The 15,136-nt window shown below is 44.6% G+C and carries 13 protein-coding genes; 6 read left to right on the top strand and 7 right to left on the bottom strand.

Going from position 1 to position 15,136, the window contains the following annotated elements:
* Nucleotides 1–20 precede the first annotated feature (20 nt).
* Nucleotides 21–461 (top strand): META domain-containing protein, encoded by a 441-nt coding sequence (locus C9I89_RS10015; protein ID WP_107283218.1) that lies wholly within the window; start codon nucleotides 21–23, stop codon nucleotides 459–461.
* A 307-nt stretch (nucleotides 462–768) separates the two neighbouring features.
* Here C9I89_RS10015 and C9I89_RS10010 read toward each other — a convergent pair whose 3' ends face one another.
* Complete coding sequence (locus C9I89_RS10010; RefSeq protein ID WP_107283217.1) at nucleotides 769–1,098, bottom strand: hypothetical protein; 330 nt, start codon at nucleotides 1,096–1,098, stop codon at nucleotides 769–771.
* Between the two features lie 453 nt (nucleotides 1,099–1,551).
* Between C9I89_RS10010 and C9I89_RS10005 the strand changes: the two genes are divergently transcribed.
* Entirely contained in the window at nucleotides 1,552–2,046 is a 495-nt protein-coding gene (locus tag C9I89_RS10005) for a CreA family protein (protein ID WP_107283216.1), read from the top strand.
* A 92-nt stretch (nucleotides 2,047–2,138) separates the two neighbouring features.
* On the opposite strand, the gene C9I89_RS10000 is transcribed toward C9I89_RS10005, so the two are convergent.
* From C9I89_RS10000 to C9I89_RS09980, 5 genes are all read right to left on the bottom strand, one after another.
* On the bottom strand, nucleotides 2,139–3,308 hold the full coding sequence (locus C9I89_RS10000; protein ID WP_107283215.1) for an ABC transporter permease: 1,170 nt from the start codon (nucleotides 3,306–3,308) through the stop codon (nucleotides 2,139–2,141).
* Nucleotides 3,305–4,504: an ABC transporter permease gene (locus C9I89_RS09995; RefSeq protein WP_107283214.1), complete on the bottom strand. Its 1,200-nt coding sequence runs from the start codon at nucleotides 4,502–4,504 to the stop codon at nucleotides 3,305–3,307. The genes C9I89_RS10000 and C9I89_RS09995 overlap by 4 nt, the downstream gene beginning before the upstream one ends.
* Nucleotides 4,505–4,511: 7 nt before the next feature.
* Nucleotides 4,512–5,486, bottom strand: a complete 975-nt coding sequence (locus tag C9I89_RS09990; protein WP_107283213.1) for an HlyD family secretion protein — start codon at nucleotides 5,484–5,486, stop codon at nucleotides 4,512–4,514.
* Entirely contained in the window at nucleotides 5,486–6,916 is a 1,431-nt protein-coding gene (locus C9I89_RS09985; RefSeq protein WP_107283212.1) for a TolC family protein, read from the bottom strand. The genes C9I89_RS09990 and C9I89_RS09985 overlap by 1 nt, the downstream gene beginning before the upstream one ends.
* Before the next feature lie 362 nt (nucleotides 6,917–7,278).
* Nucleotides 7,279–7,740 carry a TetR/AcrR family transcriptional regulator gene (locus tag C9I89_RS09980; RefSeq protein WP_107283211.1) on the bottom strand — a complete coding sequence of 154 codons (462 nt, stop codon included), beginning with the start codon at nucleotides 7,738–7,740 and terminating at the stop codon, nucleotides 7,279–7,281.
* A gap of 618 nt (nucleotides 7,741–8,358) precedes the next feature.
* Between C9I89_RS09980 and C9I89_RS09975 the strand changes: the two genes are divergently transcribed.
* Nucleotides 8,359–9,987, top strand: a complete 1,629-nt coding sequence (locus C9I89_RS09975; RefSeq protein WP_211315243.1) for an AMP-binding protein — start codon at nucleotides 8,359–8,361, stop codon at nucleotides 9,985–9,987.
* A 448-nt stretch (nucleotides 9,988–10,435) separates the two neighbouring features.
* On the opposite strand, the gene C9I89_RS09970 is transcribed toward C9I89_RS09975, so the two are convergent.
* Nucleotides 10,436–10,885, bottom strand: coding sequence for a CBS domain-containing protein (locus C9I89_RS09970; protein WP_107283364.1), 450 nt, complete (start codon nucleotides 10,883–10,885; stop codon nucleotides 10,436–10,438).
* 623 nt (nucleotides 10,886–11,508) lie between these two features.
* Between C9I89_RS09970 and tssA the strand changes: the two genes are divergently transcribed.
* The 3 genes from tssA to tssC are packed head-to-tail and all read left to right on the top strand — an operon-like array spanning nucleotide 11,509 to nucleotide 15,073.
* Nucleotides 11,509–13,059: a type VI secretion system protein TssA gene (gene tssA, locus C9I89_RS09965; RefSeq protein WP_107283209.1), complete on the top strand. Its 1,551-nt coding sequence runs from the start codon at nucleotides 11,509–11,511 to the stop codon at nucleotides 13,057–13,059.
* A gap of 16 nt (nucleotides 13,060–13,075) precedes the next feature.
* Nucleotides 13,076–13,576 (top strand): type VI secretion system contractile sheath small subunit, encoded by a 501-nt coding sequence (gene tssB, locus C9I89_RS09960; RefSeq protein ID WP_107283208.1) that lies wholly within the window; start codon nucleotides 13,076–13,078, stop codon nucleotides 13,574–13,576.
* 6 nt (nucleotides 13,577–13,582) lie between these two features.
* On the top strand, nucleotides 13,583–15,073 hold the full coding sequence (tssC, locus tag C9I89_RS09955; RefSeq protein WP_107283207.1) for a type VI secretion system contractile sheath large subunit: 1,491 nt from the start codon (nucleotides 13,583–13,585) through the stop codon (nucleotides 15,071–15,073).
* The last annotated feature ends 63 nt before the right edge of the window (nucleotides 15,074–15,136 follow it).

Raw genomic sequence — 15,136 nt, 5'->3', positions numbered from 1 at the left:
TGATGAATAAGGCTTAAACGATGAAAAAGTGGTTACTGGCAGTTATAGTTGCATCCTTATCGCTACTCGGTTGCGACAGCAATCCACCCAGCGGTTTTTCAGCAAAAAATATTCAGCAGAGTTGGGTGCTGACTAAAGTAGATGGAAAAGAGGTTAACATCACTGAACCCCGGATCACTCCGAATATAACAATTGATTCCAGTTTGAAAGTAGCCGGTTTCGGAGGCTGTAACCGCTTCTTTGGCCAAGCCGAAATTGATGGGAATAAGTTCAGGATAAAAGCGATGGGATCCACTAAAATGGCTTGCATCCAAGACGATCAAGCGACCATTGAATCGGTAATGACTAAATCTCTTCAGCAATGGAGTAATGCCGCACTTGAAAACGATATTCTTACGTTAACCTCTGAACAGCATATTCTGACTTTCATGCCTGGTGAGGGTGCCGCTGACGAGCAGTAACAATACCTCACTTGATACTCAGCAAAATAAAGGCTCAGGTACTCAAATCAGTGATATCTGGGAACAAGAACAGAGTTTAACCAAAGAGCAATTCAGGCAGCATTACCAAATTGTTGGTTTCGACTGACGTCTATTCCTTTTGGATTGCCATCACCTGCTTCATTATTTCGATCGGGGTTTTACTGGTGACGATTACTTACTGGATCTGTTAGCCAAAAGAGAAAACCGCTACTTTTGGGCAGCGGTTTTCTGTTTGAAATGTCCATAATTGTCATGTTCTAGTTGCTGATGCTGATTATCTAATTAATCACGCTTGCTGTTCTAATTGATAAAGCTGAATTTCGTGAAGTACCCGTTCCGTCAGCAATTCGCCCATCGCATCTTTGATGTTAACTTCCATTTGTGAAATTGCCGGGAATACAGATTTACGCATTTCTTCTACACACTCTTTCGATACCTTCATACTCATCCCAAACTCAAATGATGCAAGTGATAAAAATTTTTCCATTCGTTCAATGATCACTCTTGCCATTTGATGGTCGGCACCGATATCCAGCAGCTCCTGCTCGACAATTTGTTCGAGTGGCGTTAGCTCTCTTGGCTGCTCTTTTACTGGAAAAGCTATGATATTTGACATCTTATCCTCCAGATTCTATCTATGTGTAAAAATACTCCGCTAATACGTCGCCTTTATAACGTGCTGTAATTATCATCCTATGTGCATTTTTTGCTAAAGAAAAGTTTAAATGACTATTTTTCTCAAAAAATAATATCATCGTCACTCTGCTTAAACATTCTCACTTGTATTTAATATCAGAATAAGTAGTTTATTTTCAGATGCTTATATTAAATTGGTGATGATACCTTCAGTGATAGCCGCATATGGTGCCAGATTATGAAGTTACTATATGACAGCCAGATTAGTAAATAACACCTTCAGCAATTCACCATGGCAGAGCAACGAGTATCGTTATATGCTAACCTGGATGAAGACTAATCCCCCGCCTTTTCTTGTCAAAAATAGTATAAGCTAATGAATGCTAGAAGCTTTTAAAGTATAAGCGCTCCCCTTACCGACTTGGAGAATCAAATGAAAAAAGCGCCATTATTTGTGGGATTACTGACTGCAACAGCCCTGTTAGCTGGTTGCTCAGATGATGAAGTGGGCGATGTCAGTTTAGGCATGTTCACCACTAAAGATATTAAAATCCAGACTTTCACCGATCCGGAAATCCCGGGGGTAACCTGTCACATCAGTCATGTTCAGGGAAATCTCGATTTAGCCGACCCTTCTGATATGGGAATTGCTTGCCGACAAACCGGCTTTATCACCACGGATATGATGAAAAACGTCGATACCTCAAAAAACGGTGAAGTGGTTTTTAAAGCTTCAAAGAGTATTTTGTTTAAGACCCTGAAAATTCGGCGTATTTATGATAAAGATAGCAAGACTTTGATGTACCTGTCCTACTCTACCAAGGAAACTCAGGGTAGCTATAAGCATTCACTTTCAACGGTTCCACTCTACGGCTCAGAGGCGTGGACAGACATGATGGCTGCCGAGCAGGCTGCGAAGCAACAATAATTCAATATCAACGCAAGCCATAAAGGCCTGACGAGAAAAAAGCGCCAGTGATTCTAATTAAAGAAAGTGGCGCTTTTTTTAGCCGTTTGTCATTAAAGTCTACACCGTACCGGCTCTGACCTACGCTGAGCCCGGCACATCAAGCCTGCAGCGATTGAGCCGTAGAGCAAGACCTGCAGCCATAGTTGCCCCCACCAATTAATCACTTGATCAAAGCTGGCTCCCATCTGATTTAACCTCAGGAAACCGTTAATTGCAGGCGTTGACGGCACGAGCTGAGCCAAGGCATGAATAGGAGCCGGAATCGCTGATGCCGGCCAGATAAATCCGACAGAGAAAATCAACGGGAAAGAGCTGAGCAAGACGATCAAGGTTGCCAACTCACGTCGCGGGATCAATTGACCAATGATTATTCCAAGGAAAATCACTGCCAGCAGGAAGGGAATGGTCATAGCGGCCAGATCTGATATCGATGCCTGCCGGTTAATTTGGTTGCTTGAAAAGCTGTAGCCAAAGTAATAGGCCACCAGCGGCAGGTACATCAGTACAAACAACGCTGCGCGCACTACCATAACCTGCCATCCAGGATAGCGTAGCCAGTATCCCGTTAGCCCCTGCAGACGGTATTCATTCTGTCCGCCCCCGAGTAGAGCAACGGCAATCAATAACGTCTGGTGCAGGATCAAAACGAACACCGAAGGTACAACGTAATTGATATAGCCCATGGTCGGGTTAAATACCGGTCGCATATTCAACGTCATGGCTGAAGACTGCTCTGAGGCCAACGTAATATTATCCCCTGACATGACCATTCGTGATACCTTCGCTTTAGCTCCCAGCGTACCACCCGCTTTCGCTACCCCTTCCACAATGGTGCCATAGACCAGAAAATAAGCCGCATCACCGGCATAAGCCAAGGTCGGACTTTTACCCAATAATAAATCGCGGTAAAAGTTATCTGGTATCACCAGTAAACCTTGCACTTTACCGTTAATAAGGAGGGCCTTAGCCTGATCGATACTATATGCATGCTGGGCGATCTTCACCTGAGGCGTCGCATCGACCATGCGTTCCAGTTCCCGGCTCAACTGACTGTTATCGAGATTGACGACTGCCACAGTCTGTTCCCGTGGCAGTTGCTGAGTGTATGGGAGAGGATACAAAAACGAATAGATGATCACCCCACCAAATACCGTAAATAACAGTGCCGGGTTGGTGAATACTGCATTCAGCTCGAACTTAAATAATGCGCGCCAATTCATCTCAGATCTCCAGTTTCAAGTTCAGATCTTCCCGGCTCACTTCGCATTCTGTCTCGAGCTTCAGAGCGTGCAAGTTTCTGTATTTTAAACATCACCGGAACAAGCGCCAGAGTGAAACCCATCAGCGCTGCGAAATGAGGCATTACCGCCAGCAACGACGCACCGTAGTTCACTTGCTGAATCTGAATTTCAATATAATGGCTCACAGGCAACATCGCTCGCCATAATTGCGCCAGAAGCGGCATATCACTGACTGGAAATGTGATCCCCATGAACGCAAAAGCCGGGGCCGTGAAACCGGCAACTAAACTCATTGCGCGAGTTGCATCCAGTGGCAGCAGGAAGAAAAGTGCTCCCATACTTTGGCAGGCAATCACCATCGTTAACTGGGCAAACACTAAAATCAACCAGCTACCGCGCATTGGCCATTCCAGTAAGCCATACAAGCCCCACAGGAAAAGCCCCCCCTGAACCAAAAATAAGACCGTATAAGGTGCTAATTTGGCGAACAGATTTCGTACCGGATGAGCGGCCAGCCAAGGTTGGATCCCCTGCTGGCGGAACTCTGCGGCCATGGAAAGTACAGTGGTAGCCACGATCAAAATCTGCCAGATCGCCGGTATCGCTGTCGATGCTAAAAACTGGCCATAGTGGCTGTTACTGTTAAACAACGGCGTGATCTGACTGCGAACCGGCACCGCCTGCCCCAGAGCCTGACGTGGAACCGGTGCACCATCAGCCATATTTTTCACCGTATCAATGGCTGCCGTATAGGTTCCTTGAGCCTGATTCATTGCAGAATTAATCAACTTACCAATCAAGAGGAACTGACTGTTGTAAAACGCCGTCACATCCGGGACTCGCCCTAGCATGGTCTCTTTTTCTAGCTCATGAGGGATCACTACTAGCGCGTAAATATCGCCATTTCGCAGTGCCTGACTGCCCTGTGTGACTGAGTTAAACTGCTGTGTCACCTCTAGCGTCGGACTGGCGTCATAATAACGCACCAGTCCGCGAGACATCCGGCTATGGTCAAGATCAACGATACCGATCGCCAGATCCCGGGCGATACCCGCAGAAAAAATGGCCCAAATCGTGACAAACAAGACAACAGGGAGCCAGAACAGTAATGCTTTCAACCAGCCATCAGATGTCAGTATTCGCCACTCACGTTGGAGCTGTGAAGTTAACGCCATGGGATCTCTACTCTACTATCACACTCATGCCGACTCGCAGGCCGTCAATGGGCAGCGAAGGACGAGCTTCAACTTCAAAGGTTCGCATATCAAAGCCTTGCGCTGCATCGGTTGCACGCCAGGTAGCAAAATCCCCCATCACGGAAACATGACTCACTTTGAACGAATAGCGCTCATCACCCAGAGCAGGAATAGAGACGCTCAATTCTGCCCCCTGGTTATAGGCAGTTAACTTGTCTTCACGGACATGGAAAACAGCCCACGCATCTTTCATGTCAATGACACTGACAACCGGAAAGCCTTGAGGCGCCAACTCACCATCATGCAGCAAGATCTGAGTCACCTCACCGTTGTGCCAACTTTCAACTTTGGTATCAGCCGCGTAAGCTTCGACCTCAGCAACAGCCCCGGCCGCCATACGCACTTTTTCATTCGCGGCACGCTTAGTCTCCACTCGGGCACCTTCTTGCGCCATTCCGAACATCTGATAAGCAGCACGTTCGGTATAACGGGCAGCTTGCCACTGAGTGTAAGCTTCATCACGTTTCTGCTCAGCGAGCACACCATCTTTGTAAAGGTTATCAACCCGTTTGTATGTTTTCTCCATCAAAGAAGATGCCGCTTTGGCTTTCTGCCATTGATCGCGTGCGGCTTCAATTTCCTGGCTTCGAGCGCCTTTTTCAGCTTGTGCAGCCATGGCACCAGCCGCTTGTTCGCCTGCTTTAGCCTGCTCAAGTTTGGCATCGAGCTCCGGGCTTAGCAGCGTAAAAATCAGTTGACCACGCTCGACCTGCTCGCCTTTTCGTACCAGTACCTGATTAATACGACCCGGTACTTTCGACGAAACATTGTATTGCTGAGCTTCAATCTGACCTTGCATACGCTCAGGCTGAGGCTGGTAAGCCTGCCAGAAGGTATAACCTACCCAACCGACTAGCGCTGCCGCGGGAATAGCAACAGCGAGTGACTTAAACTTACTCATTATTTAACCTCTAGACCTTGATATTGTTGATACTGATTGAAACTGTTCATCTCACCGCTTACCGCCAGCAAACGCGACAGTGAAATCACATATTGATAGGCAGCCGCCAGTCGCTGGGTTTTGACACCCGCCTGAAACATTTCAGCGTCAACGACATCAAGTGATGTAGACAACCCCTGGCTAAAGGCTTTTTCACGCAAGCGAACATTTTCTTGCGCCAGCGTCAGGCTTGAGGCCAGCCCTTCGTACTCTTCCAGCGCCTGACGCGCTTCTCGATAGGTTTTCTCAACCAGTACCGATAAATCCTGCTCGGCCTGGGCACGCAGGTAGTTCACCTGTTTGACCGCGCTATGTGCAGCCTGTACTTTGCCTGAACGGCCTGAACGATCTAAAAGCGGAATGCTGACGCCAACACCCACCGCCCAGTCTGGGGCTGTTTTTGCGGCAAGGGTATCGTCTTCATGAAGGCTATAATTACCATACAAATACACTTCCGGATAATACTTACCCTGCTCGACATCAATTAAACCATTCGCTTGTTTTTTCTTGGCATCGAGAATACGTAACCCAGGATAGTCAGCCAGCGTCTTATCAATAAATGCCGTCATTGGCGGCAAGGATTCATTGGTAAACAGACCAGAAGATGGCATCGCAGGAGTAGTCAGTTTTAATAATTTGGTTAACGCAACTTGAGCAATTTCCAGATCACGCGCCGATTTTTGACGCTCTACACGGGCTTTATCATAAGAGGCTTCAGCCTGCAGACGCTCAACTTTGGCTATCTGGCCTTGCTGCTCCATCTTCCTTGCATGATCTAAATGCTTCTGCAGCCCTTGCTCAACATCGATACGGGTTTGCAACACCTGCTCAGTTAACACGACACCAAAATAAAATTTGGATAAATCTTCAAATTTTGCCTGCTGCTTCATTGCCAGCAAGTACTTCGCTTCTTCTGTCTGTCCTTTGGCGATATCTTGCGCCGCATCAATTCGACCGCCGGTAAATATCGGCCATATAGCACGAATCGAACTGGTAAAGATATCGCGATCTGTCAACTGAGAGGTGAACTGTCGATCTAAGTCAGCAGGATTTATCCCTACTGCATGCAATAAGTGCTGCAATTTGGGGTTAGCCGCAATCGCACCGCCCGCAGGCATACTGCCTAATAAATCCGAAGGGGCGATCTCTATCGGCTTATCCAAGCGCGTATAGTTAGCAGAAACACTCAGCTGCGGCAGATAGAGATCGCTGGCCGCATCTTGCAGGTTCTCAGCTCGCTCAACACTGGCTCGTTCTGCAGCTAATGCATCATTACCCATAACGACCGTCTGCCATGCTTCAGCGAAAGTCACCGGTGCCGCATGAAGACCCGGTGATAACACTAAAACAGCAGCAAGAAACGGCTTTGCCACTCGTGGCTTTATTCTCATTGTTAAACCCTTATATGCCCAAGTAACCCTTTGTCTTTGGCTGATCCAAGGCCATTCTAGAGTCTTAACTCTAAAATTCAACTTAACAATAGTGCAGAAATAGTGCTCAGCCCCATATCCACCATATTAATCGTCGTGTTGAAATTGCAACGTAGCAATCTTTTTTTATATTTCAATAGCTTACAAGCATTTAGAAAGGAGAGTGAGGGAAAAGACATTTCTAAAAAAAAATGATCACCCTGGCGGCAGGAAATTATTCGAGTCAATCAAGCAACAATCTGTGGCAGAAAATTCAAAGCGCAAGGCTTTGGGAAAACGGCCTGCAATCATGCTGGCCGTTTTCATATGGTTCTTTTGCTAACTTAACAAGCAAGGCTTATTAACGATTTACCGAACAACCACTCGAGCTCTTTTACGCTGTCTTCACCGAAACGCTCCTGGCAGAGCCTGTACAGGCGGTCAATACCACGCGATGCAAATTCATGGGACGTTTCTGCTATCACAATATGATGGAACAACAAGCGTAATATGGCACAGAATTTTTCATCTTTCAGGGCTTCAATCCAACTGGTTACAAATGAATCAAGGCCTTGTTCAAGTTCTAACTTCTCAACAAACAGAGAGAAAAAACGTCCATCTATCGCATTAGAGAAATCTTGTTTTTTCGGGAAATGGTGGCTGATACCGGTACGTGAAATCCCTGTCTGGTTACTTAACGTGGTGTATGACATTTTGTCATAACCCAACGTTAGTATCTGATCGACGACCGCGTCCATGATCGTCTGAATCGTTTTCTCTGTATCTTCTTTACTACGCTTTGGCATAATTAGTTGACTCTAGTCTTTAATTTTTTTTATCAAAAAATGTCACTTTCAAGCGAATAGCTCGAACAGTTAATGTAACGGTTTTATTGTCAGTCTGGTCTAACTAATATCACAAAATGCGATTCCGTTAACTCGTTTATTATCACCTTTTCCAGAAGTTATGGCTGAATAAAATACAAAAGAAACATCAAATATAAAAAACGACATTTCTTTCGCTAAAAGTGCGATTGTATCCCAGAATCATTAATGAGATAGACGAACTAAATGGCCATAACACGAACATCATAACAAACCAGCAGCACATCCACCCCAACCCATATATAACAAAGTAATAACATATGCAATTATTTCTAAAGCTCGTCATTAGAAACAAAAAACAATTCAATCGTTTAGATTTATCTTTACATATCAGACAGGTAGCAATACACCATCAACACGATCGAGGTGTTTTTCAGCTAATCGCAGGAAATATGGTCAAAATTCAAACTTGACGAGCTAGCTCTTAGAGCCTTTACTTTAACAGCATAATAACACCACAAGGATGGGACTAATATGACTTTACCTCTGCCCACGGAACGCTTAAGAGAAACACTTATGGCTCAACCCTTACCTCATGAGATGATTTTAAAATGGGCCAAAGAACGTCCGAATGAAGTCTATCTGCGACAAATTATTGATAGGAAATTCGTTGATTTCACTTATGCCGACGTAGCCGATAAAGCACTTCGCCTTGTTAGCGCTCTACGCAGCATGGGTATCCAACCCGGCGATCGAGTAGCATTAATGTCAAAAAACTGTGCTGAATGGTTTATTACAGACTTTGCACTAATGCTGGGTAGTTATATCAGTGTTCCCATCTTTCCAACAGCAGGCCCTGATACGATCGAACACTGCACCACGCATAGTGGATCTAAAGTACTCATTATAGGTAAACTCGACGACACGAAAGCGGTTGAGTCCGTCTTGGCTAAATATCCCGGCCTGCCAACGATTGCTTTCTCCTATCCCGGAACCCCGGAGTGTACCCACAAGTTTAATACGCTCGTCTCTGAAACCCCTCCAAGTGAAGAGCGTCCAAAACATGCTCAAGATGAGCTGATGTCCATTGTTTATACGTCAGGTACATCTGGCTTGCCTAAAGGGGCGATGCTTACTTACGGTTCATTTGCCTGGACGACACAACGCCTGGTTGACCATATCGGCATGCAAGATAGGGAGCGACTATTTTCTTACCTGCCTTTAGCCCATATTACTGAACGCGTTTATGTCCTAGGTACATCAGTAATGGCGGGGATTCAGGTTGCCTTCCCTGAATCGCTCGATACCTTTATCGAAGATGTCAAAATGTACCGACCCACCCTCTTTATCTCAGTTCCTCGACTGTGGACCCTGTTCCAGCAGCGTATCTTAGATAAGCTACCTCAAGCCAGACTGAATATTCTGCTTAAGATCCCGTTCATTGCCGGCGTTATCAAGCGCAAGCTCGCTAAAGGTTTAGGCTTGGATAAAGCACGTATGCTCGGGTGCGGCTCGGCTCCTGTATCGTCAGCCCTATTACGCTGGTATGAAAGCATCGGCCTGAATATCACCGAAGCCTGGGGACTGACCGAGAATTTTGCTTACAGCACCATAAACCACCCATTCCGCAGTGACAAAGTTGGCACAGTCGGCAATGCCGGTCCTGGGGTCGAGATCAAAATCGCCTCTAATGACGAGATCCTTGTTCGCAGTCTCGGCCTGTTTTCTGGCTATTACAAAAATGAAGAAGCGACCAAGGAAATCTTCGATGAAGATGGCTGGTTGCATACCGGTGATATTGGTTCCCTTGACGAAGACGGCTACCTCACCATTCAAGGTCGTATAAATGACAACTTCAAGACGGCGAAAGGTAAGTTTGTCGCCCCTGTACCCATTGAAAAACGCTTATTCGAACTGAGCAACATTGAAACAATGTGTGTGATAGGCTCTGGTCTACCTTCCCCAATCTTATTGGCGATCCCACATGAGTTCCCTCACTTTGACCCAGCCCGTTATGAACACAAGGTTCACAGAGTGATCGAAACCATTAATAGTGAACTGGAATCCCATGCGAAGATCAAAGGAGTACTGATGGTGAAAGAACCATGGAGTGTCGAGAATGGCATACTCACCCCAACCCTTAAGATCAAACGTCATATCTTAGAGAAAAAATACCACGATCTGGGTGCCAACTGGCCGAAAGACAAACTGATCCAGTGGGAGGAGTAATTTCCTAAACCCTCAGCTATGCCCGCTCGACTAAAAAGCCACCGACAGGTGGCTTTATTATCCACGGTATTAAACAAAGCAAATATCTAAATTATCCCTAATCCCTTCCGACTAAATCAACTAAAACCTCCAATAAGAGCAGACTTCTTCACTAGACATTCATTATATCCAGTCGACATTTGACCATGGAGACAGTGCTCATGTTTGACATTAGCAGTCATCAATCACAATACTTATTCTTGCCTACAGTACGGCAGGTAGATGACTTGCGGTTGCCTTGTGAATCCGTTCTTGTCTCAAAACCGGGTGCTGAATAGACTTTTCATCATTTCTCCTTGGCCACACAAACCTGATGCTACCCCCTACTGATAGTCAATCGTGAATCCTGATACTACTAGGCTTCACCGCAAATTCAGCTTGCTGGTCAGAACAGATAGTTGAAGAAAAATCAGGAACGAGTCTCCTGCTCGTGCTTTATCTCATTATTGGTGAGCTTCATCAGACTATTTGTCGCTTCTGCCAGTACCCCCAGCACATCATCCGCAGTGATAATGCCTTCAAGTCCTCCCCGTTCGTTCACGACAGGCAATCGACGCATGCCATGCTTATGCATTACATCCAGAGTGTCAAATAAGCCAAGCTCTTCTTTGACCGTCACAAGGGGGCTACTCATGACATCTTTAACGCTAACAGAGTCAACCGAAATTTGTGGCGCAAGCACAAGAAGTACCAAATCCCTATCGGTAATGATACCTAAGGGGACATTTTTATCCCCCTGTTTCTCTGCAACAATCAAATTACCGACATGATATTCACGCATAAGTTTGGCAACTTCGCTAATTGTTGTATCGGGACCGGTTATAACCACCTGACGATTACAATACACTCCTGCTGTCATGATTTTTCTCCAAAAGCTCATCGTTATTAAGCGATAATGTATCAATAACACTAGTCTATCCGTTTTAAATTTCCACTCTTGGAGACGCTCTTTGGCAGTCAGAACCATAGATTGCTGGCTCGGAAATAATCGGAAAAGTCGGTAAGTCGCTGTAATTCGGCCTACCAACGCGCTTGTTTGCATCGAGGCTTATTACTGTCAGCGTCTGTTTGCCGGATAATAATCACCTCTCTTCAATAGCCAGTGCCAATTATAATTACAATAAGAAAGCCAAGATGAAAATAAACACAAACTCATCAATTAAAATATATTAATTAAAATATATTAATTATCTAACTATCACTTTCACTAAAATCATAAGATTATTAGACTCACCCTACACTTTCATTCAACATCAATTGCTGTGATATAACTCCAAACTTATTAATTATCTTTACCTTTATATATTAATCATGAAACAAAACCAAACCGCAACAAACATAAGCTACTGTAAATAAAGAAAAATATCAAAATTAAGGTTTGAGCAAATTGTCTTTACAGAGCCCTGCTATATGCAATAGCATTGCACACACTAAAAAGATTAAAGAATAAACATAACTTTTAATTATAATTTAGACTCACTCATGGAATTCACTAATATCATTTTATCGCCCTTAACAGATGGCGACAAGGTTGGCACAGAGCTCAAATATGATGAACGTTTCGAGAATATTGAGAACGAGGTCAATAAAGACAACAGCTTATATTCAGATTCTTCAATCGACTGGGAAAAGGTAAAAAATCAAACATCTATTTTATTACAATCAGAGACAAAAGATTACCGACTATTAAACTGGCATCTAAGGTCAGAGTATAAAATCAATGCCAGCTTGAAAGGATTAATTTCAGGTGTAAAGGTTCTTGGTGCCTTTTTTTCAGCATTTGGAGAACTTGCCTACCCTTCGAGAAAAAGGACGCAAATAGGTGTTGTCACTAACTACATAACATTTATTGACACTGAGTTCGGTAAACACCTCGGAAAAGCTTCAAAACCAGACCTGGAGTTTGCAATCGACGTGTTTAGTCACACCGATGAAATGATCGAGCTCTTATATCAAAATGAGGTTCCAAACCTATTACCATTAATCAAAAAGGCAAAAACGGCACTTAAGCGCATTGCCGTTGATACGCAAGAAACCAAGAGTGAAGAAACAAAAAATGTAACACAAACCATAAATGCAGGTTCAACTCTGGGGCCGCGGCAATCTCAAGATTGCGAAATATCCAGCAACGAGGATGCCAATAAAGCACTGCGACAAATACAGGAAATTTCTCGCAAAATATCTCACTTTTGGCTAACAAAAAAAATTGGTGATTCAAGAGCATACAAATTAAATCGCACCTTGACCTGGTTGAATATTTTACAAGCCCCAAAAGGAAATATCGACGGTGCCACACCTTTAAAGCCAGTTCCTTTAAGTAAAACACAACACTACGACAACCTGTTTAACGGACAAAAATACAGCGAATTACTGACAGAATTAGAGATCAGCTTAACTAAAGCGCCATTCTGGTTGGATGGCCACTACCTGGCATGGCAAAGCTTAGAAGCACTGGGGAACTCCGATGGTGCTGAAGTAGTGTGCCGTGAAGTCGCTGCATTTGTTCAACAAAACCCGAATTTAATCAAATTGACATTTGATGATGGAGTCCCATTTGCGAGTAGTGAGACACAAGACTGGCTTTCACAACAGGTAACTAAACCGGGTGACGCAAGCAAGATACCGGCTGAACACCTTCTTATTGACGGCACGGAGAAGCCATGGGATCTCGCTCTGGAACAAGCTAAATCATCGCTAAAAAAACTGGGGATCAGCGGTGCTGTAGCACCACTTGTTCAAGGTTATCAGCAGGCATATTCACAACGTGAACAATTCTTCTGGCAACTCTCTCAAGCTCAATTATTTATGTATTCACGCCAGTTTGATCTTGCATGCTCAATTTTACATTCACTCGATACCCGTTTTACGTCGTCACATCTGGCAACTTGGGAGCCAGTACTGCAGGAACGATTACTTGCGCTTTGGCTAAGCAGTTTGCAGCAACGACCAAGCAAGGAACAGGATCCGGAGCAGATACAAGTTATTAGTGAGAGGCTTTGCAGTCTTAATCCAATTCGAATTTTAAACATTTAATTATCAAGGAGATATCATGTCGAAAGAAGCCTCTGTCGCCCCCAAGGAACGTGTCAACGTTACATTCAAACCAGCAAGTAATGGGGCAACTGAAGATGTTGAACTACCTCTTAAGGTCATGGTTTTAGGTGACTTTACCCAACGTAGTGATGATCGAAAGTTGGAGGATCGTCAACCCATTAGTATTGATAAAAGTAACTTCAATGATGTTCTAGAAAAACAAGAGCTTAGTCTTAACTTTAATGTTAGCAATGCGCTTCAGGACGGTGAAGACAGTAATGCCGATATCCCTGTTTCACTTAAAGTCAAAAACATGAAAGATTTCGATCCAGCAAGCATCGTTGAACAAGTTCCTGAACTGAAAGGACTCATGAATTTACGTGAAGCACTGGTTTCGCTTAAAGGTCCGCTTGGTAACGTCCCCTCCTTCCGCAAAGCAATAGAGCAAGCGTTAGTTGATGAGACTGCACGCCAAAAACTACTGAATGAACTTGGCCTTTCAGAGAACAAGGAGTAACAAAGCATGGCAGAAGCAGCAGTCGCACCAGAAGTCCAAACTGAAACATCAAACGGCTTACTTGATCAAATTGTCGCAAAAACCAACATCAATCCGCATGATGAAACATACGGCATCGCAAAACGGGGACTGAGCGCATTTATACAAGAGCTACTCAAACCCAATAATCAAGAAGGTGGAGTGAACAAAGCGTTAATTGATAAAATGATCACCGAGCTCGATCAACGTTTAAGCCACCAGGTTGATGAAATCCTACACCATGAGGCATTCCAGCAACTCGAATCGGCATGGCGTGGCTTGAAAATGCTTGTTGATCGTACCGATTTCCGTGAAAACAATAAAATCGAGATCATTAATATTTCTAAAAATGATCTGCTTGAAGATTTTGAAGATGCGCCAGAAATCACAAAATCCGGTTTGTATAAGCACATCTATACGGCTGAATACGGTCAGTTTGGTGGTGAGCCCGTCGGCGCGATTATCGGTAACTATCACTTCAGCCCCTCCGCACCAGACATTAAAACAATGCAGAATATTGCCTCCATCGCAGCAATGTCACATGCGCCATTTATTTCTGCTGCCGGACCACAGTTTTTTGGTATGGAATCATTCGAAGGCCTGCCAGATCTAAAAGATCTCAGTGCGCATTTCGAAAGTCCGATGTTCACAAAATGGCAAGGCTTCCGTGAGCAAGAAGATTCTCGTTTCGTTGGTTTAACGTTACCGCGATTTCTATTGAGGCAACCTTACGATCCAGAAGAAAATCCGATAAAAGCTTTCAACTACCAAGAAGATGTATCACAAACACACGAACATTATTTATGGGGTAACACTGCCTTTGCAATGGCATCACGGCTTACCGCCAGTTTTGCCAACTATCGTTGGTGTCCGAACATTATTGGTCCGCAATCTGGTGGTGCGGTCGATGACTTGCCGCTGCATCATTTTGAAAGCATGGGCGATATTGAAACCAAAATTCCAACAGAAGTGCTCATATCTGATCGCCGTGAATATGAGTTAGCTGCAGAAGGTTTTATTGCTCTTACCATGCGTAAAGGTTCAGACAATGCTGCATTTTTCTCTGCAAACTCAGTGCAAAAACCAAAAGTATTCAGCAATACCGATGAAGGTAAACGCGCCGAACTGAACTACAAACTGGGGACTCAGTTACCATATTTATTCATCATCAGCCGCCTCGCCCATTACATAAAGGTACTGCAGCGCGAACAAATTGGTAGTTGGAAAGAACGTACTGATTTGCAATCTGAGTTGAACACTTGGATACGCCAATATGTCGCTGACCAAGAAAACCCACCAGCAGAAGTTCGTAGTCGTCGGCCTCTGCGTGCAGCCAGCATCCGTGTCGAAGATGTTGCTTCAGATCCCGGTTGGTATCGCGTGAGCTTAGCGGTTCGCCCTCATTTTAAATATATGGGCGCTGATTTTACGCTATCGCTGGTCGGAAAACTCGATTCAGACGGCAATATTTATCCATAACGTTACTTGTAGCTAAACCTTAATGTACTTGCCTCGTCAGCCGTTTTGGCGAGGCTCCGTCAG

Origin of the sequence: Photobacterium lipolyticum, assembly GCF_003026475.1 — a bacterium.
GTDB lineage: Bacteria > Pseudomonadota > Gammaproteobacteria > Enterobacterales > Vibrionaceae > Photobacterium > Photobacterium lipolyticum.
Note: the sequence above shows the minus strand (reverse complement) of the source record. Positions and strands in the feature narration are given on the sequence as shown.